The sequence below is a fragment of the Pseudomonas sp. 300 genome, from assembly GCF_055803035.1.
The window spans coordinates 1,075,382-1,094,695 of record NZ_JAVLRV010000001.1; the positions used below are offsets into that span (position 1 = coordinate 1,075,382).

19 protein-coding genes and 1 pseudogene are annotated in these 19,314 nt (G+C 58.4%); 7 read left to right on the top strand and 13 right to left on the bottom strand.

Annotation, left to right across the window (positions count from 1 at the left end; all coding sequences use genetic code 11):
- The first annotated feature begins 13 nt into the window (after nt 1-13).
- Nucleotides 14-721: a peptide-methionine (S)-S-oxide reductase MsrA gene (gene msrA, locus Q7W83_RS04905; RefSeq protein ID WP_150639237.1), complete on the top strand. Its 708-nt coding sequence runs from the start codon at nt 14-16 to the stop codon at nt 719-721.
- A gap of 16 nt (nt 722-737) precedes the next feature.
- Here the strand turns inward: msrA and Q7W83_RS04910 are convergent, their stop codons facing one another.
- Both Q7W83_RS04910 and Q7W83_RS04915 read right to left on the bottom strand, forming a co-directional pair.
- Entirely contained in the window at nt 738-1,751 is a 1,014-nt protein-coding gene (locus Q7W83_RS04910) for a sensor domain-containing diguanylate cyclase (protein ID WP_150631932.1), read from the bottom strand.
- A gap of 65 nt (nt 1,752-1,816) precedes the next feature.
- Nucleotides 1,817-2,722 (bottom strand): LysR family transcriptional regulator, encoded by a 906-nt coding sequence (locus Q7W83_RS04915; RefSeq protein WP_150631933.1) that lies wholly within the window; start codon nt 2,720-2,722, stop codon nt 1,817-1,819.
- A 102-nt stretch (nt 2,723-2,824) separates the two neighbouring features.
- On the opposite strand from Q7W83_RS04915, the gene Q7W83_RS04920 reads away from it, so the two are divergent.
- On the top strand, nt 2,825-4,015 hold the full coding sequence (locus Q7W83_RS04920) for an aspartate aminotransferase family protein (protein WP_150639235.1): 1,191 nt from the start codon (nt 2,825-2,827) through the stop codon (nt 4,013-4,015).
- Here Q7W83_RS04920 and Q7W83_RS04925 read toward each other — a convergent pair.
- The 4 genes and pseudogenes from Q7W83_RS04925 to Q7W83_RS04940 all read right to left on the bottom strand — a co-directional run bounded on the left by Q7W83_RS04925 (nt 4,009) and on the right by Q7W83_RS04940 (nt 6,801).
- A complete protein-coding gene (locus Q7W83_RS04925) occupies nt 4,009-4,263 on the bottom strand; it encodes a Txe/YoeB family addiction module toxin (protein ID WP_150631935.1) in 255 nt (84 codons plus the stop codon). The genes Q7W83_RS04920 and Q7W83_RS04925 overlap by 7 nt on opposite strands.
- Entirely contained in the window at nt 4,260-4,514 is a 255-nt protein-coding gene (locus tag Q7W83_RS04930; protein WP_150631936.1) for a type II toxin-antitoxin system prevent-host-death family antitoxin, read from the bottom strand. The genes Q7W83_RS04925 and Q7W83_RS04930 overlap by 4 nt, the downstream gene beginning before the upstream one ends.
- 93 nt (nt 4,515-4,607) lie before the next feature.
- Nucleotides 4,608-4,814: pseudogene (locus tag Q7W83_RS04935) on the bottom strand (P-loop NTPase family protein); the annotation flags it as partial.
- Nucleotides 4,815-4,878: 64 nt separating this feature from the next.
- The gene (locus tag Q7W83_RS04940; RefSeq protein WP_473655737.1) at nt 4,879-6,801 is read right to left on the bottom strand and encodes an alkaline phosphatase D family protein; all 1,923 of its coding nucleotides are present in this window, start codon (nt 6,799-6,801) and stop codon (nt 4,879-4,881) included.
- A 184-nt stretch (nt 6,802-6,985) separates the two neighbouring features.
- Here Q7W83_RS04940 and Q7W83_RS04945 point away from each other — a divergent pair, with 184 nt between their 5' ends.
- Nucleotides 6,986-7,438 carry a hypothetical protein gene (locus tag Q7W83_RS04945; RefSeq protein WP_473655738.1) on the top strand — a complete coding sequence of 151 codons (453 nt, stop codon included), beginning with the start codon at nt 6,986-6,988 and terminating at the stop codon, nt 7,436-7,438.
- A gap of 168 nt (nt 7,439-7,606) precedes the next feature.
- On the opposite strand, the gene Q7W83_RS04950 is transcribed toward Q7W83_RS04945, so the two are convergent.
- The 4 genes from Q7W83_RS04950 to Q7W83_RS04965 are packed head-to-tail and all read right to left on the bottom strand — an operon-like array spanning nt 7,607 to nt 12,739.
- The gene (locus Q7W83_RS04950) at nt 7,607-7,828 is read right to left on the bottom strand and encodes a formate dehydrogenase subunit delta (protein ID WP_150631939.1); all 222 of its coding nucleotides are present in this window, start codon (nt 7,826-7,828) and stop codon (nt 7,607-7,609) included.
- Nucleotides 7,825-10,707, bottom strand: coding sequence for a formate dehydrogenase subunit alpha (gene fdhF / locus Q7W83_RS04955; protein WP_473655739.1), 2,883 nt, complete (start codon nt 10,705-10,707; stop codon nt 7,825-7,827). Before fdhF ends, Q7W83_RS04950 begins: the two co-directional genes overlap by 4 nt.
- Nucleotides 10,704-12,266 (bottom strand): formate dehydrogenase beta subunit, encoded by a 1,563-nt coding sequence (locus tag Q7W83_RS04960; RefSeq protein ID WP_191630149.1) that lies wholly within the window; start codon nt 12,264-12,266, stop codon nt 10,704-10,706. Before Q7W83_RS04960 ends, fdhF begins: the two co-directional genes overlap by 4 nt.
- Nucleotides 12,263-12,739, bottom strand: a complete 477-nt coding sequence (locus tag Q7W83_RS04965) for a formate dehydrogenase subunit gamma (RefSeq protein ID WP_473655740.1) — start codon at nt 12,737-12,739, stop codon at nt 12,263-12,265. The genes Q7W83_RS04960 and Q7W83_RS04965 overlap by 4 nt, the downstream gene beginning before the upstream one ends.
- A gap of 669 nt (nt 12,740-13,408) precedes the next feature.
- On the opposite strand from Q7W83_RS04965, the gene Q7W83_RS04970 reads away from it, so the two are divergent.
- On the top strand, nt 13,409-14,158 hold the full coding sequence (locus Q7W83_RS04970) for a hypothetical protein (RefSeq protein ID WP_473655741.1): 750 nt from the start codon (nt 13,409-13,411) through the stop codon (nt 14,156-14,158).
- 36 nt (nt 14,159-14,194) lie between these two features.
- Nucleotides 14,195-14,563, top strand: coding sequence for a PH domain-containing protein (locus tag Q7W83_RS04975; RefSeq protein WP_473655742.1), 369 nt, complete (start codon nt 14,195-14,197; stop codon nt 14,561-14,563).
- A 164-nt stretch (nt 14,564-14,727) separates the two neighbouring features.
- Here the strand turns inward: Q7W83_RS04975 and Q7W83_RS04980 are convergent, their stop codons facing one another.
- Entirely contained in the window at nt 14,728-15,033 is a 306-nt protein-coding gene (locus Q7W83_RS04980; protein WP_473655743.1) for a DUF3077 domain-containing protein, read from the bottom strand.
- Between the two features lie 663 nt (nt 15,034-15,696).
- Between Q7W83_RS04980 and Q7W83_RS04985 the strand changes: the two genes are divergently transcribed.
- Nucleotides 15,697-16,833 carry an ImmA/IrrE family metallo-endopeptidase gene (locus tag Q7W83_RS04985; RefSeq protein ID WP_473655744.1) on the top strand — a complete coding sequence of 379 codons (1,137 nt, stop codon included), beginning with the start codon at nt 15,697-15,699 and terminating at the stop codon, nt 16,831-16,833.
- On the top strand, nt 16,830-17,327 hold the full coding sequence (locus Q7W83_RS04990) for a DUF4411 family protein (RefSeq protein ID WP_473655745.1): 498 nt from the start codon (nt 16,830-16,832) through the stop codon (nt 17,325-17,327). The genes Q7W83_RS04985 and Q7W83_RS04990 overlap by 4 nt, the downstream gene beginning before the upstream one ends.
- A gap of 512 nt (nt 17,328-17,839) precedes the next feature.
- On the opposite strand, the gene Q7W83_RS04995 is transcribed toward Q7W83_RS04990, so the two are convergent.
- Together Q7W83_RS04995 and Q7W83_RS05000 are read right to left on the bottom strand one after the other, a co-directional pair.
- The gene (locus tag Q7W83_RS04995) at nt 17,840-18,169 is read right to left on the bottom strand and encodes a hypothetical protein (RefSeq protein ID WP_473655746.1); all 330 of its coding nucleotides are present in this window, start codon (nt 18,167-18,169) and stop codon (nt 17,840-17,842) included.
- Nucleotides 18,170-18,464: 295 nt separating this feature from the next.
- Complete coding sequence (locus Q7W83_RS05000; RefSeq protein ID WP_473655747.1) at nt 18,465-19,259, bottom strand: hypothetical protein; 795 nt, start codon at nt 19,257-19,259, stop codon at nt 18,465-18,467.
- Nucleotides 19,260-19,314: the final 55 nt, after the last annotated feature.

Genomic DNA, 19,314 nt, shown 5'->3' on the forward strand with positions numbered 1-19,314 from the left:
AGGAGTCAGTCTCATGAAAGCCCTGCTCACCTTGCGCCGCACACTGTTGGGGTTGGCCGCCGCTGGCGTCATCGGCCAATGCTCGGCGTTCTCTTTCGGTTCCGCCGAAGACGCGGTCATCATTCCCGCACCGACCCTCGACGAAATCACCCAGGCCCGCAGCGAAACCGCCGTGTTCGCCGGCGGTTGCTTCTGGGGCGTCCAAGGTGTGTTCCAGCATGTCAAAGGCGTGAAGAAAGCGGTGTCCGGTTATGCGGGCGGGGCGGCCAACACCGCTCAATACGAGCGGGTCAGCGACGGCAATACGGGGCACGCGGAATCGGTTGAAGTGACCTTCGACCCCACTCAGGTCAGCTATGGCACCTTGCTGCAGATCTACTTCTCGGTGGCTCACAACCCGACCGAGCTCAATCGTCAGGGACCCGACCGCGGCACTCAGTATCGTTCGGCGATTTTTCCGGAAAACAGCGAGCAGCAACGTGTCGCTCAGGCCTACATTGCCCAACTCGACGCCGCGAAATCGTTCGACAAACCGATCGTCACCACACTGGAAACCTACAACGGTTTCTACCCGGCGGAAGAAGAACATCAGGACTTCCTGACCGAGCATCCGACTTACCCGTACATCGTAATCAACGATCTGCCGAAAGTGGCGCAGTTGAAAAAGTTGTATCCGGAGCGGTATCAGGAGAAACCGGTGTTGGTGAAGGCGGGGATGTGAGGGGCGAGAAAAACGCTCAGCCCGAAATCACATTCTTGCCCGCCACTTTCGACCGATACAACGCTTGATCAGCCCTGGCCAGCAGTCCGGTCTGTTGTTCTTCGTCGAAGCGCTGAGCCACTCCGAAACTGAGGGTCAATTGAAAGTCTCCCACGGGCGGCAAGTCTGCGAGGCTATGGCGAATCGTTTCGACAAGGGTTCTGGCGTCGGCCAGCGGGGTGTTTGGCAGGACCATGATGAACTCATCACCGCCCCAGCGCGCCAGCAAATCGCCCTCCCGGACGCAGCGCTTCACACTCTCGACCACCTGCACCAACGCGGCATCCCCCAGGGCATGACCGTAGTGATCGTTGATGTTCTTGAAGTCGTCGATGTCCATGGCAATCAGCGACAGCGGTTGTCGGAAACGCTGGGCACGATCGCATTCAAGGGGAAGGGCTTTGCTCAGGCGATGGCGATTGGCGATCGACGTCAGTGCGTCGGTTTCCGCCAGTTTGCGGTTTTCTTCGAGTTGAATCTGCAGTTGTTGGTTGACCCGGGATAACTCTCGAGTGCGTTCTTCGACGATGGCTTCGAGGGACTGATTCCTTCGTTCAAGCGCTTCGAACAGACGCTTTTTGTCTTCGATGCTGCGGTGCGCACCGACCATGCGCGCCACCGAACCGTCGGCGTTGCGGGCGAGTACATAACCGCGGTCTTCGATCCAGGTATAGCTGCCATCCTGCTTGCGGCAGCGATACTCGGCCTGATAGCCGGGAGCCCGTTGACTCAGGTAGTCGTCAAACACGGCCATGACCCGTGGGTAATCCTCGGGATGTATCACCGATTCCCAAGTGAATACGGTGTTGTCGAGGGAGTGAGGCGGATAGCCGAGCATTTCGTACCAGCCGGGGTTGCGGTAAACGAACCCGGTATTGGCGTTCCAGTCCCAGATGCCATCACTGACCAGTTCCAGAATGGTGTGCAGCATGTCTTCGTTTAAATCCGACAGATTCAACTTCAACGCTTCAATATCCGAGGCCCCATCCATCACCGCTCTCCCTGACTAAAGTGACCCGCCAGTCGAGGAGATTAGTCGAAGGCGCGTTCAGACGGCTAGTGCTTGCCCCACATCCGGATGGCGAAGTCGACGAAACTGCGTAATTTCGGCAAACGGTAGCGATCCTGGGCGTACATCAAGGTCATCGGCCGGCTCGGCGGTAAATAATCCTGCATCAATGCCACCAGTTTTCCGTCCTCGAGGTCTTGCTCCACCAATGCATCGGGCAATAGCACGATGCCCATTCCGGTGCGTGCCGCCTGATGCAAACCTGCGGAGCTGTTGATCAGCATCGGCCCACTGACTGCCACCGCGACCTCGCCTTCAGGCCCGGCCAAGCGCCATTCCTTTTCCACCGAGTGCCAGTCGTCTCCAGCCGGGTAGGCAAAGGACAGGCAGTCGTGGTGTCGCAGATCGTCAGGTTTTTCCGGGTTGCCCCGACGTATCAGGTATTCCGGTGATGCGCACATCGTCAGGGTGTACGCAACAAGTGGGCGGGCAATCAGGTTGGTCTGCTCCATGTTGCCCAAGCGAAACGCCACGTCGAAACCGTTTTCGAGCAGGTCCGGGCGCCGGTTGGTGAGGACTACATCCAGTTTGACTCGCGGACACAGCAGGGCGAATTCGCTCAGTGCCGGTGCCAGTTTTTCGGTGCCGAATGTCAGGGGCGCGGTGATGCGCAACGTGCCACTCGGTTCGTCGAGGGCTTGCTCGGCCAGGCGTTCGGAGTCGGCCACCAATCCCAGTACTTCGAGGCAGCGTTGATAGTACGCGGCACCAAATTCGGTCAGCCGCTGGCGCCGCGTCGTACGGTTGAGCAAGCGCACACCCAAGCGTTGCTCCAGTGCCCGCAGGTGATTGCCCACCATGGTGGTGGACATTTCGCACTGAAAAGCGGCCGCGGTCATGCTGCCGGTTTCCACCACTCTTACGTAAACGGTCATTGCCTGGAACAAATCCATTATCAAGCCCGGCTTTAAAATGATTGAAGTGTTGCAGCGTTTATCCAGCTCAGATGGCTAACCATACTGCAAAAACACCGACTATTGATGGAGCTTGATGTCATGACCGCCGCCTGCCTGATGAGCACTTACCAACCTCTGGCGCTGAGTTTCAGCAAAGGCCTGGGCACGCGACTGTGGGATCAGGCCGGTCGTGAATACCTGGACGCGGTAGCGGGCGTGGCGGTGACCAATGTCGGTCACTCCCACCCCAAAATCGTCTCCGCCATCAGCGAACAGGCCGGCCTGCTGCTGCACACCTCCAACCTGTACAGCATCGATTGGCAGCAGCGGCTGGCGCAGAAACTGACGCGGTTGGCGGGTATGGAGCGGGCCTTTTTCAACAACTCCGGTGCCGAAGCCAACGAAACCGCGTTGAAACTGGCACGCCTGCATGGCTGGCACAAAGGCATCGAACGGCCCTTGGTGGTCGTCATGGAAAACGCCTTCCATGGCCGGACGCTCGGCACGCTGTCCGCCAGCGATGGCCCGGCTGTACGCCTGGGTTTCAACGAACTGCCGGGGGATTTCGTCAAAGTGCCATTCGGCGACATCAAGGCGTTGGACACGGTACAGCAGGCCCACGGCGCAAGAATCGTGGCCATCCTGATGGAGCCGATTCAGGGGGAAAGCGGTGTGCAATTGGCTCCGCCGGGTTACCTCAAAGCCGTGCGTGACCTGTGTAACCGGCGCGGGTGGCTGATGATGCTCGACGAAATCCAGACCGGCATCGGCCGCACCGGCCAGTGGTTTGCGTTCCAGCACGAAGGCATTGTTCCGGATGTCATGACCCTGGCCAAAGGCCTCGGCAATGGTGTCCCTATCGGCGCTTGCCTGGCCCGGGGCAAAGCCGCCGACCTCTTCACCCCCGGCAGCCACGGCAGCACCTTCGGCGGCAATCCACTGGCCTGCCGTGTGGGTTGCACCGTGCTCGACATCATCGAAGAACAGAGCTTGCGGGAAAACGCCAAAGTGCAGGGCGAACGCTTGCTCGACAGATTGCGCATAGAGCTGGCCGATGACCCGAACATACTGGCCATCCGTGGCCAGGGCCTGATGATCGGCATCGAACTCAAGCAACCGATTCGCGACCTGACCCTGATCGCCGCCCGGGATCACGGCTTGCTGATCAACGTCACACGGGGCAAGACCATTCGCCTGCTGCCGCCGCTGACGATTGATGAGCGCGAGGTGGAGATGATTGTCAGAGGGGTTTGTCGGGCTCTGGGTGCGTCCAGAGTTTTTACTCAGTAATGATATCGACACATCACAACGCGTATCTCATCGTCCTCAACTGCGTATACCAGCCGATGCTCGCCGGTTATTCGACGAGACCAGAAACCGCTCAAGTTGTGTTTGAGCGGTTCTGGCTTTCCGAGTCCGTCGAACGGCTCACGCTGAATAGATTTGATGAGGAGATTGATTCGTTTGAGCCCGGCCTTATCGTTTTGCTGGAACCACAAATAGTCTTCCCAACCTTCAGGAGTGAACTCAATATTCATTCTTCGATGAGTTGCCTGGTTTTGGTTTTCCCTGCACGCAGGTTGCCGATGGATTTGATCAGTCGTTCAGCATTGGCAGGGGAGCGGAGCAGGTAAGCAGTTTCTTCGAGGGCGTTGTATTCCGCCAGAGACATCATCACCACGGGTTCGCCTTTCTGGCGAGTGACCAACAATGGAGCGCGGTCATCATTGACCCGATCCATCGTTTCCGCGAGGTGCGCTCGTGCGGTGGTGTAGTTGATGGTTTGCATGTTGTAGTCCTCGCTCAATGCAAAGAACGTACAGAAATGAGTACAGGATGACAAGGCGATACCTACGAATGGTCGTTACGCGGACGATGCATCTTCGATGACCCAGCGCTCTTCATCTGCCGCGATCCGCGCCATGCCCAATGCCTCGGCGCGGGGACGGGCGATGCTGTGTTCGTCGGATAGCCAGTGAAGCGTGTCCAGATCAACCCAGGGTATTTGCAGTCGCCCGGCCAATCGCTCGGCCAGCCAGCTCTTGCCGGAACCGGAATTGCCGATGATCAGGGTTCGGGTGAGATCCATAAATCACCACGATCTACTGTAGGAGCCAGCGTGCTCGCGATGCCGACTACTCGGTCTCTCGCCTTCAATCCTCAACCTCAGGCGCCACCATCCGCGTCTTCGGCGACCCATCCGAGTTGTGCTGATATATCGCCTGCGGCTGTCCTTTCTCATTAAAGAACACCTGCCCGATCCCCGCCGAATTCCACAACCGTTCACCCGCCTCGGCATGCTCCGGAACGTGCGGCACGATGCGCATCCGTCGGCGCTTGGTCAGCCAGTTCAGCGGCGAGCGCGGGGAATAGAGCCAGCGATTGAGCCGGTCGAACCATTCAAGCAGCGCCGGTGGAAATTCGTTCTTGATGCCGCTGCTGGTGATCTGCCAGATCCTCGGGCCGGCCTTGCGGTGTCGGATCAGCACTTCATAGACGAAGGAATAATGCACATCGCCTGACAGCACCACGTAGTTACCCGGCGTACGCGAGTGTCGGAAAATGTTCAGGATCACCTGCGCTGCGCCGCGATGGGCCATCCAGTTTTCGGCGTCCACCAACAGGGGATAACCGAACCAGCTGAACACCCGTTGCACGGTTTCGATCAGCTTCACGCCGAACACCGGTGCCGGCGAAACGATGATCGCCGACGGATGATCCAGCAATTCCTGTTGCAGTTCACTCAGGGCTTCCCAATCCAGAAGACCCGAGGGCTGCTTGAGCGTCATCTCGCTGCGCCAGCGCCGGGTGCGGGTGTCGAGCACCACCATCGCCGGAGTGGTCGGCAACACGTAATGCCAGTGCTGAAACTTCAACAGCTCATCGATCAAGGCATCCTGCACCGGGCTGTCGAGATAGCCATCGTCCCCGGTCGCGCTGAAACCGTCCGTCTTCTCCAGCAACGTGCCGAATGCATCCGGGTTGTTGCCCCAGCCTTGGCACAACATGTAAGCGATCAGCGCATTGCCGATGATGCGCTTGGAGAACGGATGGCCGTAGGCCGTTTCCTCCCATTGCGCGGAAAGATTCCAGTCATCGGTAATATCGTGGTCGTCGAAAATCATCAGGCACGGCAGATGCGCGAAGGCGCGGGCGACGCCGCCAAGACCGGCCTTGAAGCCATCGATGCGCGTCTGTTCAAGCACATAACGCTCGCGTCGTTCGGGAATCAGTTTCGGCGGTTTTGGCGCGATCAGCGTCCAGGGTGTCGGGGACCACACCAGCAGGTACATGGCCATGACTTCCGCGAACGTCACCAGATGATTGTCGGCGCTGCTGCTGGTGAAAATCGGCTTACGCGCACCGCCGAAAAATCGCTCGCGCAGAGTTTCGTTACTCTGCAGCGCCGGTAACAAATCCGCACGATGGTAATAACTGGCCGCATGCTCATAGAGCTTGGCGCTGTCGCTGACCACCGCACCTTCGAGGTGTTCGCCGAACAACCCCAGCCGTGCGATCAAGGCATGAATGGCCCGCAACATCGGCCCGGCGACATCGTCGGCGTACACCTGATCGCCACTCATCATCAACAGCGCCGGGCGCTCAGTCGCTTCATGTTCCGAGGCCAGCAAGCGATCGACACAGAGCAAACCATCGGCCGCTGGGTGATGGGGTTTGCGACAGGAACCGTGCAGCAGTTGATCGATCCGCGAGCGCAAAACGAAATTCGGCGATCCTGCCTCACCGTACAACAAATGCGGTGCCCACTCGGCGATGCCCGTCATCGCATCATCAATCAGCAGGTCGTACTCGATCAGCGTGTCGCAGGGCAGGGCGGTGTCCAGCGGCACATCGATCAAATGGATGAAAGCATGAGTACCGACCGGGATGATCGTGCATTGCCCGGCATCAAGGCGAATGTCCCCAACACCTTGCAGACGCAACGTCAGCGACAACGCCCGGCTTCCTACCAGCCACAGCACCAGCCGCGCAGGCTCCAGCCGCCGCAGCAGGGGGCCGACCAGGACCGGTGGCAGTGAGGTGCAATCGTCAGGCAAAGGCAGTGATTCGGACATCCGGGTTCAAGACTCTTGGCGCACAGGTCGGCGATGATAACGCAGGTCGCTGCCGATGCCTGCGGTGCAATGCGTGGCGAGGGTGATGGAAGAGGTGATCAACCGCTGAATTCGCCAGGCAGGCTACAGTGAACGTGTCACGCCGCTTGCGGTGTGCACAGGTATGGATTCGAGGAGCATCAACATGAACAGACTTATCCTGCCGGTACTGACGCTTATGATCGCCGCGCAATCCCCGGCGTACGCGATCAACGACAAGTACCACAAGCAACTTGAGCAGTCCGGTTGCACCCAAATGAGCGAACTTCAGGGCTGCGATATCCACAAGAGCAAAGCGGAAAACGCCAAGGCCGGATTTACCAACCCAGCGGCGGACAACACAAGCACCCAGACGCCTTATGCCGGGCAATGGGTCGCGAAGAGCGATGCCGGCGCGACCGTTGCCACGATTCGTATCGATGCCAAGGAACAGGTCTGGGTGAACGGTAAGCGGGTCAACGCGAAACGCACCGATGGCGCGCTGCAATTCAAGCAGGGAAAGATCACCTTCACGATTCAAGGTGATCGACGGCTGACGGGGGAGGATTACTGGATGGACAGTGATGCCGGGACCCGAGGGCCGATCGAGATTGAGTAGCCCGCCTGTGAATACAAATACCGACTCCTCTACACAAACCCTGTGGGAGCGAGCCTGCTCGCGATGAGGGCAGTACATTCAGCATGAGTGCTGACTGAACTGACGCTATCGCCGGCAACCCGGTCTCGCTCCCACAGGTTTTTCAGCCAAACTTAAGTTCGTGCGAACCTAAGCCTCCCAACCCGCCCCACTGACCGCCTCTTGCGCCAACGGATGCAAATCCGCCCCGTGATGTTCCGTCTGCCAGGCCAGCAATTCCTTGCGCATGCCTGGCGTCCAGTACATCTGCAGGTGATTACGCACACCGAGCACGGCCACTTTCTGATCCGGTTCGGTGGCGAAGTATTGGGCGATCTGGTTGACCATCTTGATCAGATTTTCAGTGCTCATTGGCGCACCTCCGCTTTAGCGCCACGGGCCTGACGGCGCTCCTTGAGCAAGCGGTCCTGTTCGTCGCTGAAGGCCTGATAGCGTTTTTGCCACTCGGACGGGTGGTAGACGCGGCTGACCTCCACGGCGGTGACCTTGTACTCCGGACAGTTGGTGGCCCAGTCGGAGTTGTCGGTGGTGATCACGTTGGCTCCCGATTCAGGGAAGTGGAAGGTGGTGTACACCACGCCCGGGGCGACCCGCTCGGTGACCCGCGCCCGCAGCACGGTCTGGCCGGCGCGGCTGCCGATGCCGACCCAGTCGCCTTCGTTGATGCCACGGCTCTCGGCGTCGGTCGGGTGGATTTCCAGACGGTCTTCGTCGTGCCAGGCAACGTTCTCGGTACGCCGGGTTTGCGCCCCGACGTTGTACTGACTGAGGATGCGCCCGGTGGTCAGCAGCAGCGGATAGCGGTTGTTGACCTTCTCCTCGGTGGGCACGTAGCCGGTGAGCATGAAGCGTCCCTTGCCACGCACGAATTGCTCGATGTGCATGGTCGGCGTGCCGTCCGGTGCCGCAGCGTTGCATGGCCATTGCAGGCTGCCGTGGCGGTCCAGTTCGGCGTAGCTGACGTTGGTGAAGGTCGGCGTCAGGCTGGCGATTTCATCCATGATTTCCGATGGGTGTTTGTAGTTCATCGGGTAGCCCAAGGCGTTGGCCAGGGCCACGGTGCCTTCCCAGTCGGCCTTGCCGCCCAGAGGGTCCATGACTTTGCGTACCCGCGAAATGCGTCGCTCGGCGTTGGTGAAAGTGCCGTCCTTCTCCAGGAACGAAGCGCCCGGCAGGAACACGTGGGCGAACCTGGCGGTTTCGTTGAGGAAGATGTCCTGCACCACCACACATTCCATGGCCGACAGGGCCGCAGTGACATGCTGGGTATTCGGATCGCTCTGGGCGATGTCCTCGCCTTGGCAATACAAGCCCTTGAAACTGCCGGCCAGCGCCGACTCGAACATATTCGGAATGCGCAGGCCCGGATCGGGTTGCAAGGTGACGTTCCACGCCTGCTCAAATTGGGTCCGCACCACCTCGTTGGAAATGTGCCGGTAACCGGGCAACTCGTGGGGGAAGGAGCCCATGTCGCAGGAGCCCTGCACGTTGTTCTGTCCCCGCAACGGGTTCACGCCCACGCCTTCGCGGCCGATGTTGCCGGTGGCCATGGCCAGGTTGGCGATGCCCATGACCGCGGTGCTGCCCTGGCTGTGCTCGGTGATACCGAGGCCGTAATAGATCGCTGCGTTGCCGCCGTTGGCGTACAGACGGGCCGCCGCACGGATATCGGCAGCGGGCACGCCGCAGATCGGGCTAAGCACTTCCGGCGCGTTTTCGGCGCGGCTGACGAACTCGCTCCAGCGGGCGAAATCGCTGCCCTCGCAACGGGCGTCGATAAAGGCCTGGTCTTGCAGGCCTTCGGTGATGATCACATGGGCCAAGGCGTTGAGCATGGCGACGTTGGTGCCCGGCCGCAGGGCCAGGTGCAGCTCGGCACGGGCATGCACCGAGTCCACCAGATCAATACGGCGAGGGTCGATGACGATCAGCCGCGCACCTTCACGCAGGCGGCGTTTGAGTTGGGAAGCAAACACCGGGTGGGCGTCACTCGGGTTGGCGCCCATCACCAGAATCACGTCGGCCTGCATCACCGAGTCGAAACTCTGGGTGCCGGCGGACTCGCCCAAGGTTTGTTTCAAGCCATAGCCGGTCGGCGAATGGCAGACCCGCGCACAGGTGTCGACGTTGTTGTTGCCAAACGCGGCGCGCACCAGTTTCTGCACCAGATAGGTTTCTTCGTTGGTGCAGCGGCTGGAGGTGATGCCGCCAATGGAGTCGCGGCCATATTTCTGCTGTAACCGACGGAATTCGCTGGCGGCATAAGTCACCGCTTCATCCCAGCTGACTTCCTGCCAAGGGTCGTTGATGTGGCTGCGAATCATCGGTTTGGTGATGCGATCCGGGTGGGTGGCGTAGCCCCACGCGAAGCGTCCTTTGACGCACGAGTGGCCATGGTTGGCCTGACCGTTTTTGTCCGGAACCATGCGCACCAGCGTGTCGCCTTTCATCTCGGCGCGGAACGAGCAGCCCACGCCGCAATAGGCGCAGGTGGTGATCACGCTGCGTTCCGGCTGACCCAGTTCGACCACGCTTTTTTCCATCAGCGTCGCGGTCGGGCAGGCCTGCACACAGGCGCCGCAGGACACGCATTCCGAATCGAGGAAGTTATCCCCACCGGCGGCAGCCACGCGGGACTCAAAGCCACGTCCGGTAATGGTCAGGGCAAAGGTGCCTTGGGTTTCTTCGCAGGCGCGCACGCAGCGGTTGCAGACGATGCACTTGCTCGGGTCGTAATCGAAGTAGGGGTTGGACGTGTCTTTCTTGTCGTCCAGATGGTTCTCGCCTTCATAGCCGTAACGCACCTCGCGCAGGCCGACCTGACCGGCCACGGTTTGTAGCTCGCAATTGCCGTTGGCCGAGCAGGTCAGGCAGTCCAGCGGGTGATCGGAGATGTACAGCTCCATGACGTTGCGCCGCAGCGTCGCGAGCTTCGGCGTCTGCGTGTGCACGGTCATGCCTTCAGTGACTGGCGTGGTGCAGGACGCCGGGTAGCCGCGCATGCCGTCGATCTCCACCAGGCACATGCGGCAGGAGCCGAACGCTTCCAGGCTGTCGGTGGCGCACAGTTTCGGAATCGTGGTGCCCAGCAGCGCGGCGGCGCGCATCACCGAAGTGCCTTCGGGCACGCTGATGCTGCGGCCGTCGATGTTCAGGGTGACTTGCACGTCGCTGTCGCGGTGCGGGGTGCCCAGGTCGATATCGGTTTTCGGGTCGAAAAGAGTAATCATTGATCGGCCTCCGAGGGCTGCAGACCGAAGTCGGCGGGGAAGTACTTGAGGGCGCTGGCCACCGGGAATGGGGCCATGCCGCCCAAGGCGCACAACGAACCGTATTGCATCGTGTCGCACAGGTCCTTGAGGATGATCGCCTGTTCATCGCGACCACTTTGGTCGGGTGCGGCCAGCAGACGGTCGATCACCTCGACGCCGCGCGTCGAGCCGATGCGGCACGGCGTGCATTTGCCGCAGGATTCCTCGGCGCAGAACTGCAGGGCGAAGCGCGCCATGTGGGCCATGTCCAGCGTGTCGTCCGCCACCACCACGCCACCGTGACCGAGCATCGCGCCGATGCCGGCGAATGCTTCGTAGTCCAGCGGCGTGTCGAATTGCGACGGTGGCACCCAGGCGCCCAGCGGGCCACCGACCTGAGCGGCTTTCAGCGGCCGGCCACTGGCGGTGCCGCCGCCGTAGACTTCCACCAGTTCGCGCAGGGTCAGGCCAAAGGCGCGTTCCACCAGGCCGCCGTGACGAATATTGCCCGCCAACTGGAAGGGCATGGTGCCCAGGGAACGGCCCATGCCGTAATCGCGATAGAACTGCGCACCTTTGGCCAGAATCAGCGGCACCGAGGCCAGCGTCAGCACGTTGTGCACCAACGTCGGCAGGCCAAACAGCCCCTTCAACGCAGGGATCGGTGGCTTGGCGCGGACGATCCCGCGCTTGCCTTCAAGAGAATCCAGCAGCGCGGTTTCCTCACCGCAGATGTACGCGCCGGCACCGACCCGCACTTCCATGTCGAAGGCTTGGCCGCTGCCGCCGACATTGGCGCCGAGGTAACCGGCGGATCGGGCAAGGTTCAGCGCCTGACGCAAAGTGGCCACGGCATCCGGGTATTCCGAGCGCACATAGATGTAGCCATAAGTGGCACCGACGGTAATGCCGGCAATCGCCATGCCTTCGATCAGCAGGAAGGGGTCGCCTTCCATCAGCATGCGGTCGGCGAAGGTGCCGGAGTCGCCTTCGTCGGCGTTGCACACAATGTATTTCTGCTCAGCCTGGGTGGCGCGCACCGTGCGCCATTTGATCCCGGCGGGGAAGGCTGCGCCGCCACGGCCACGCAGGCCCGAATCGAACACTTCCGTCGCGGTTTGCTCACCGCCAACGCTCACCGCCCTCGTTAAACCCTCGAAACCGCCATGGGCGCGGTAATCGTCCAGCGACAGCGGCCGGGTGATGCCGGCGCGGGCGAACAGCAGGCGTTGTTGAGATTTGAGATAAGGCAGCTCTTCCACCAGACCCAGGGCCAGTGGGTGAGCGGATGGATCGCCTTTTAAGGCATCGAGCACCGACGGCACATCGGCAGCGGTCAACGGACCGAAACCGATCCGACCTTGCGGACTGTCCACTTCCAGCAGCGGTTCCAGCCAATACAGGCCGCGAGAACTGGTGCGCTGCAACTCCAGCGGCCGATTGCGTTCCTTGGCCGCAGTGATCAGGGCCACCGCCACCTCATCGGCACCCACGGCACGGGCCAGCGAATCGGTGGGCAGATAAAGAGTCGGCATCATGCGTCCTCCCGGCAAGCGTCGAGCAAGGCATCCAGACGCTCAGCACTGAGCCGCGCATGCACCCGGCCATCAAGCTCCAGAGCGGGCGAACAGGCGCAGGCACCGAGGCAATACACCGGGCGCAAACTGATGCTGCCGTCGGCGCTGCTGCCGTGGTCATCCAGTTGCAGACGTTCGCGCAACTGCGCGGCCAGCTCTTCGGCGCCACGGCTTTTGCAGGACTCGGCCCGGCACAGCCGCAGGATATGCTTGGCCGGTGGCGAGGTACGGAAGTCATGGTAAAAACTGATCACCCCGCGAATCTCGGCCTGACTCTGATTGAGGGCGTGGGCAATCTCGGGGACGGCCACATCGGGGATGTAACCGATGCGTTCCTGAATATCGTGAAGGATGGGCAACAGTGCACCCGCAGAGCCCTTATGGCGCTCCAGCAGGCTGTTGACCAACGGCAGGTGCAGACTCTCATCGGGCATTCAGCAATCCTCACGGTCACGGACAAACCAGAAGGTTGTCGGTCGTCCGAAAGTGTCGGCTGCGGCATTCACACCACGTCACGGTATCGTGGCATTTTCAGGCCGTTGGCCAGGGCACCCTGAGCGGGCATCTTGTTGTGCCCGATGCGGTCTTCGCCGCACCTCTACCGGGCATAAAGGGCAGCTTGCCACGCCGCTATTGATCGAACTGCACCAAAGCGACGTGTTCGGTTCTGCCTACGACTATCCATTAAGTCTAGATGAGTGCGGCGCGGGGCGATTGCTCACTGGCCTAATGCCCTGAGGGCTTGTCGATGGCTGATGTATAGCAAGCATTACAGGTGAGAAACAGCATCAGATCCGTAGGCAATTCAGGGAGCAGATGCGCTGATCTATCCCGCCGTCAACCGAAAGCCATTCACCCCGAGCCAAATACCTCCAGGCCAATCCCAAATCCCAACCACCACACAAAATCCCTTGTGGGAGCCAGCCTGCTGGCGATAGCGCCAGATCAGCTCACGCAAAACACGGATCAGAAACACAATCCCTGCAGGAGCGAACTCGCGAAAAACGCAGGAAACAGGGTCTGTCCCCGTTGCTGCCAGTGGACGGCAAGGCGGCAAAACAGTAGCTTTGCGCCACTTTTTTCATCTTTGTAACGGACTACACATGCCCACTGTCGCTCAAGCCTCGCGCCTGTTCTGCGCAATCACGTTCGCCGTCGTGATGACCCCGGTGCTCGCCGCCGACTGGAGTGAAACCCCGGAACACGCCAGGGAGGCCTACCTCTCCGATTGCCAGCAATTACTGAAGGTAGTGACCGAGGTGCAGAGCGGGCGCCAGACGCCCAAGGATGCTTTTCCCACTATCAAGATGTATCTGCGAACCTTTACCGTACATCGCGAGAACCTCCCCCAGTCAACCCTCGGCTCCCCCGAATACGCCCGCTGTGAGAGCGTCTTTCCCCAAGCGAAAGAGCTCGAGATCAAGGGCGGTATTGCCTACAGCGAGGAGGTCGATCAGCAGCTCCAGCAAGCCCAGACCAAACACCTGGCCTCCTCGGATTACGAGCGCGCTCGCTCCATGGGCTTCAGCGACGTCGGCGAAATCGGGCAACTCGACCAGCACGCCGAGCTGGATGGTGAAGCGAATCTGAAGACCTTGATGATCAGGGTCGATTCTGCTTGCGGCCGCCATTTCCGCGCCGCGAAATACGTCGAACCTTACGTGATCTACACCGTCGGTCCTTCCGATGGCAGATGCGCCATTAACCGGAACGTCGCAGTGCTGGGTGGCAAAGCCGCGGAGTGGGGCGAGTACATTGATGAGGACGAGATTTTTCAGTACGTGGGGTGGAAAAAATTGCCCGGACAGGATGGATTCCCCGTCAACATTCGAGTCGTAAAAGCGCTGAAGTAATCCACAGGGATTTTTCTTAGAACGGAGGATGGACAGATGATCGACTTCAACAACAAAGGCTTCTTCAAACTCAAGCAAAACGAAGAATACGCAGAACGCGTCAGTGCACTGTTGCTGGAAGGCGAGCACGTCATCGACTCGTACAAATCCATGCGCGACGGCGTCGTCTTCACCAACAAACGCATCATCGCCGTCAACGTCCAGGGCCTCACCGGCAGCAAAAAAGACTTCACCTCACTGCCCTACAAAAACATCGTCGCCTACTCGGTAGAAACCTCCGGCACGTTCGACCTGGATTCGGAACTGGAGATCTACTTCTCGTCACTGGGCAGAGTGAAATTCGAATTCACCGGCCGGACATCGATGGTAGAAATCTCAAAACTGATCTCCCAGCACCTGCTCTAACCTGAATGCTCAAAAGCCCCGAAAACCCGGGGCTAACGCCCACCCCCTGTAGGAGCGAGCCTGCTCGCGATAGCGCCAGACCAGCCACCACCCATGGCCAGATTCACCGCCACCACCCAAGCAAACCGCCCCCACAGCCGTCCTACCTCACCAGCCGAAAACCACTACCCCTCAGCCGTCGCCCTTTTTGAAGCGGACAAAGAATCCCGATCCCGCGTCAGCACCTTCACCGCATCATCCACCAGCGCCTTACTCATCGACGTCAAATAATGCGCAGCCCAGGCGTGGCGGTCGGTGTCTTTGGCGTAAGCCGCATCTTCGGTGAGCGTCTTGGCGAGGAACAGGAAATCGGAAGCCATGGACAACGCATCGCCGAGCGGGACGTCGCGGGTGACGTGGAATAGGGGGTTGTCGCCGCAGTAGATGGCGGGGGTCAGGCCGATGGTTTTGAGTTCGGGTTGATGGGTCATTGGGCACCTCCAGTAACGGCGAGGTGATGGGGGAGGGGGGAAGCGTTACGCGATTGGGGATTGTGTAGAGGGGAAAGCCAAATTGTGTACGGATTGATGCTGCGCATTATCAGACTCCTTGATATGAGGAGCTGCCACGTTCGTTTCCACACGAATGGGTGACAGCTGTGCGCAGGGTGGAAAACCGGGAATCAAGGAAACCGGCACGCCCGAAGACGTCCCACGCACAGCCGCCATAACTCACGCCGCAGACACAAAAAAAGCGCCGGCAGACGTGATGGGGGCGCTGTTGCGCCTTGAATTACACGGGTTTCCACACCCGGTCGCTGAATTGGCAGCGACGGGGGGAGGTTATCGTGCAGGCCTCGTTCCTGCAACCGTCAGAACGAGTCAAATTTGTCTCATGAAACGCGTTGAAACAGGTCAATACCATCTGTCTGCGGGTTACATATTTACGCTTCGGATCGTTGCGGGTTTACCTCATAATCGCGCGCTTCTACGTCGGTAGCGCTGCTTCTCGACTAATCTCTAGCCGCAGCCACGAGACTTTTGTTAGCCAGGGAGAAAGGCAATGCCAGATATTTGGAACCAGCGTCAGTCGGATGCACCTGCCAAGGATGCGCTCGAATGTTTGCCTACCCTGTCTGAATTGCCTGCGACCCTATGAGCCAAGCCGCCTTAGTTAATCCAAGCCTGCTCACATGGTCTCGTGAGCGCGCGGGTCTCTCCACTGAACAGGTTGCTAGAAAGCTGCCTGTGAAGCCTGATCGAGTACAGGAATGGGAGGCTGGAGAGACCAGGCCGACATTCCTTCAGGCTCAAAAGTGGGCGAGCGTCGCTCACATTCCTTTTGGCTTTCTGTTTCTTCAGCAGCCGCCCGTCGAACAACTGCCTTTACCTGATCTGCGGACCGTCGGTGGGCTTGCGCCTCAACGTCCCAGTCTTGAACTGCTGGATACCGTCAGGGATTCCATACGTAAACAGGATTGGTATCTGGAGTATCTGCAACACCAGGAGCATCAGCCGCTGGCATTTGTCGGTCGCTTCAATAGCCGATCTCGAGTCACAGATGTGGTGGAAGATATCCGCCGAACGCTCGGCGTGAACCCTGACGCTGCTCGATTGGATTACGACAAATACAGCCGTGCCTTGATCGAGGCAGCGGAAGCAGCTGGCATTTTGGTTATGCGCAGTGGCATAGCTCTAGGAAATACTCATCGCAAACTTGAAGTCAGCGAGTTTCGGGGGTTTGCCATCAGTAATGTCCACGCCCCCGTTGTATTCGTAAACAGTTCTGACGCCCCCACCGCCCGGCTATTCACGTTGCTCCACGAACTGGTCCATATCTGGATTGGCAGCAGCGGAGTGTCTGACGGGAACTCCGCGAATGGACGAGACGAGGAACGATTCTGCAATGCAGTTGCAGGCGAGTTTCTGGCTCCGGAAGCCCAATTCCGCACCCTGTGGAACGCCGATGTTAACTGGGAAGAAAACCTGGCTCCGCTGGCCACTCGGTTTCACATCAGTAAATTGGCGATCGGTCGCCGCGCATTGGATCTTGGCTATGTAAACCAGGCGCAATACAACGCTTACTATCGAATGATCCTCAAGGCTTTTCAGGATAAAGAAGGTGGAGCGGGTGACTATTACCGTAATGCCACCGCGAAAAACAGTCCTCGCCTAAGCAAAGCGGTGCTGACTGAAGCAATAAGTGGCCGGATGCTGCTGCGCGACGCGGGACATTTGCTCGGCGTGCAACCTGCCAAATTAAGGACTCTCGCCAGCAGGATCACGGAATGAATCATTTGCTCGACGCTAACACGCTGATCGAGGCAAAAAATCGTTACTACGGGATGGCTATCTGTCCTGGGTTTTGGCAATGGTTGTTGCTGAAAAATGAAGCGTTGGCTTTATCCAGCATCGCCCCCGTAATGGATGAGCTAACGAAAGGGAATGACGAATTGGCTGATTGGACGAAGGAGAACGCTGGCTTCTTCCACATCACCAACGATGACGCTACGCAAGAAGCATTTGGGCGAGTGGCGGGGCTTGTGGCGGAACAAGCGCCGAGAATGAAGATAGGCGCCATGGAAGAGTTTTTAGCGGGAGCAGACCCTTGGCTAATTGCAAAGGCTATGACGACAGGAGCGACTCTAGTGACTCATGAAGTGCTGAATCGCGACGCTAAACGTAAATTCATCATCCCGAATATTTGTGAGCAGCTAAACGTTCCGTTTTTGAATACGTTTGAGTTGTTGCACAGGCTTGAAGCAAGGTTTGTGCTGCTTGTTTAAATCAAGTTCGACCTGAAATTCGAAGCGATTCGGCGGTAATGTGAATTGCCTGGTCCTCAAAACTGACTTCCAAACATTTGCCTGGTTATAGCGACGGATAGCCTTGGAGGTTTCGGGCCGTCCGCCCCTGAGTTCATAGCTTCAATGTAGTAATGAGCTCGCTCGCGAAAAGCTTAAGCCAGCCACCACAACCACTGTGCGGCCATCAAAAGGCTGCCCATGAGCTCGGTCATAAGATGGATATCAAAGAGTTTTGCCTCACTCATGAATTCGATATGAGCAAGTGTGCAGTAACGTCAGGTGGTGGCAGTTTCACGATGACGGAGCTCAAAACTTCACCTGTCGAGTTCTTGAGCTTGGCAGAAGACGATTTTGTTGTGATGCCGAAAAGGTCTTTCGTTGCTGTCTGCTGACGCAATTGAAAAGTGGGCAGGTAGATTTCCATATCAGCCAAGACCCTAGCCAGCACTAGTCGGTGTAAAGGAGTACTAAACTTTGCCTCACCCGATCATTCACTGAATATCTTTCAGGTAGTCCTTGAGCGAAATGAGCGGCGCATTAAGCTGCGCCATCGTCTGAACACTGCTGAAATCAGCTGACAACCGTTGCAGCTCACGCCCAAGCGGCGTGTCAGCCCCGCCTATAGCCTCCAGCGCCAAACCAACACAATGCTCCACCCGAAACTTAATCCCCTCAACATCCCCCCGCCGCACCAACAACCCAAAAACCTCCCGCTCGTAATCAGCCATAACCGGATCATCCCGCAAAATCGGACTCGATCCCTCGGTCTCATAAGCCAGCTTCAGACAGAACAAAGCAACAGTTTCCAGCAGCAGTTCCATGGGATTGAATCCTTGAGAATTGTCGTACCAACCGAGAACGAGAAGATCGAAAGCATCGCCAGCAACCCAATTCCGATAGGTCGGTGGGGTGTCAGGTGCTTTTCTACAGACGAAAAAAAAGGCCTTGCTAAGCAAGACCTTTCTTAATTTTGGTGCCCGAGGGAGACTCGAGACTTCCATAAAAATCGTGGCTTGCAGCAATATTGTATGTCCAGGGATACAAGCAGGGATACAGAATCGGAGGTGCTATCGATTTGCTTACCTAATTTCCTGCCGTCATGGATCGCTTGCCCCCTTAGCGGTAGATGTAATTTCTGAATTCGTCAGCAAGCTCGAAATACTTCTTGAGCAGGTTTACAAGCTGCTCGGCGTAATCGCGCTCGGAATCACTCAAAAACGAAGTGCGTGTCTCTGTGAAGCGATTGCATGTCAGATCGTCACCAACAAAGGTAGACCAGCGCTTTTTTGATATATGCCTAGAAATTTGTTCAAGGACAGTGATGACGTCATTTTGCTTTCGCCATATGGCGTCGTCGTGTGACCACAGCGGATTATCCCGATTCCAACCCCATGTTTGGAACCCCCGACTGCCGATGCTGATTCGTTGAATGGCTTTCGTCGTCAGCATTCGTCCGCTTCGATACTCAGTCCTGAAAAACTCTTTGCTAACAGTGCCAAGCTCTTCGATAAAGGCGATTGCACGCTTTCTCTCCTTCTCAGGATCGAATACGGCGGACTGCAATGGTCTTCCCGCTCGCCCATAAGCCCTTTCTTCAGCTTGTGCTTTCCAGCGCCTAAGCTTTTCCGCTGTGAAGACGTGCTCATTCCCCTTTAGATCTACCTCTTTGTGGCAGATTCGGCATAGCCAGACTCCGTTAGAGATGTCTTGGCATTCCTCAAATGTCATCCCGCAGTAACGAGGCCCATCCTTCTCAAAAGAGTGAATGTGTGCAGCCTCTCCTGTACGTAGTGGATCGTCGCTACCAATAGCAGGCCCAATGGTCACTCGATCGCATCCAGGGTTGGAGCAGCATCCGCCTACCCGCGTCCAAAGGCCTTGCTTCACTGATAGCTTGAATGGCGTGGTCATGCTGGTCCTTCAATGACTTTGAGTACGACATTGGATCATAACCCACCAGTGCAGA

Coding starts and splice junctions, on each gene's coding strand:
- Q7W83_RS04995 (WP_473655746.1), bottom strand. CDS start 18,169: ATGGAACTGCTGCTGGAAACTGTTGCTTTGTTCTGTCTGAAGCTGGCT.
- Q7W83_RS04915 (WP_150631933.1), bottom strand. CDS start 2,722: ATGGATTTGTTCCAGGCAATGACCGTTTACGTAAGAGTGGTGGAAACC.
- fdhF (WP_473655739.1), bottom strand. CDS start 10,707: ATGATTACTCTTTTCGACCCGAAAACCGATATCGACCTGGGCACCCCG.
- msrA (WP_150639237.1), top strand. CDS start 14: ATGAAAGCCCTGCTCACCTTGCGCCGCACACTGTTGGGGTTGGCCGCC.
- Q7W83_RS04910 (WP_150631932.1), bottom strand. CDS start 1,751: ATGGATGGGGCCTCGGATATTGAAGCGTTGAAGTTGAATCTGTCGGAT.
- Q7W83_RS05000 (WP_473655747.1), bottom strand. CDS start 19,259: ATGACCACGCCATTCAAGCTATCAGTGAAGCAAGGCCTTTGGACGCGG.
- Q7W83_RS04990 (WP_473655745.1), top strand. CDS start 16,830: ATGAATCATTTGCTCGACGCTAACACGCTGATCGAGGCAAAAAATCGT.
- Q7W83_RS04965 (WP_473655740.1), bottom strand. CDS start 12,739: ATGCCCGATGAGAGTCTGCACCTGCCGTTGGTCAACAGCCTGCTGGAG.
- Q7W83_RS04925 (WP_150631935.1), bottom strand. CDS start 4,263: ATGAATATTGAGTTCACTCCTGAAGGTTGGGAAGACTATTTGTGGTTC.
- Q7W83_RS04985 (WP_473655744.1), top strand. CDS start 15,697: ATGAGCCAAGCCGCCTTAGTTAATCCAAGCCTGCTCACATGGTCTCGT.
- Q7W83_RS04975 (WP_473655742.1), top strand. CDS start 14,195: ATGATCGACTTCAACAACAAAGGCTTCTTCAAACTCAAGCAAAACGAA.
- Q7W83_RS04945 (WP_473655738.1), top strand. CDS start 6,986: ATGAACAGACTTATCCTGCCGGTACTGACGCTTATGATCGCCGCGCAA.
- Q7W83_RS04960 (WP_191630149.1), bottom strand. CDS start 12,266: ATGATGCCGACTCTTTATCTGCCCACCGATTCGCTGGCCCGTGCCGTG.
- Q7W83_RS04930 (WP_150631936.1), bottom strand. CDS start 4,514: ATGCAAACCATCAACTACACCACCGCACGAGCGCACCTCGCGGAAACG.
- Q7W83_RS04970 (WP_473655741.1), top strand. CDS start 13,409: ATGCCCACTGTCGCTCAAGCCTCGCGCCTGTTCTGCGCAATCACGTTC.
- Q7W83_RS04950 (WP_150631939.1), bottom strand. CDS start 7,828: ATGAGCACTGAAAATCTGATCAAGATGGTCAACCAGATCGCCCAATAC.
- Q7W83_RS04980 (WP_473655743.1), bottom strand. CDS start 15,033: ATGACCCATCAACCCGAACTCAAAACCATCGGCCTGACCCCCGCCATC.
- Q7W83_RS04920 (WP_150639235.1), top strand. CDS start 2,825: ATGACCGCCGCCTGCCTGATGAGCACTTACCAACCTCTGGCGCTGAGT.
- Q7W83_RS04940 (WP_473655737.1), bottom strand. CDS start 6,801: ATGTCCGAATCACTGCCTTTGCCTGACGATTGCACCTCACTGCCACCG.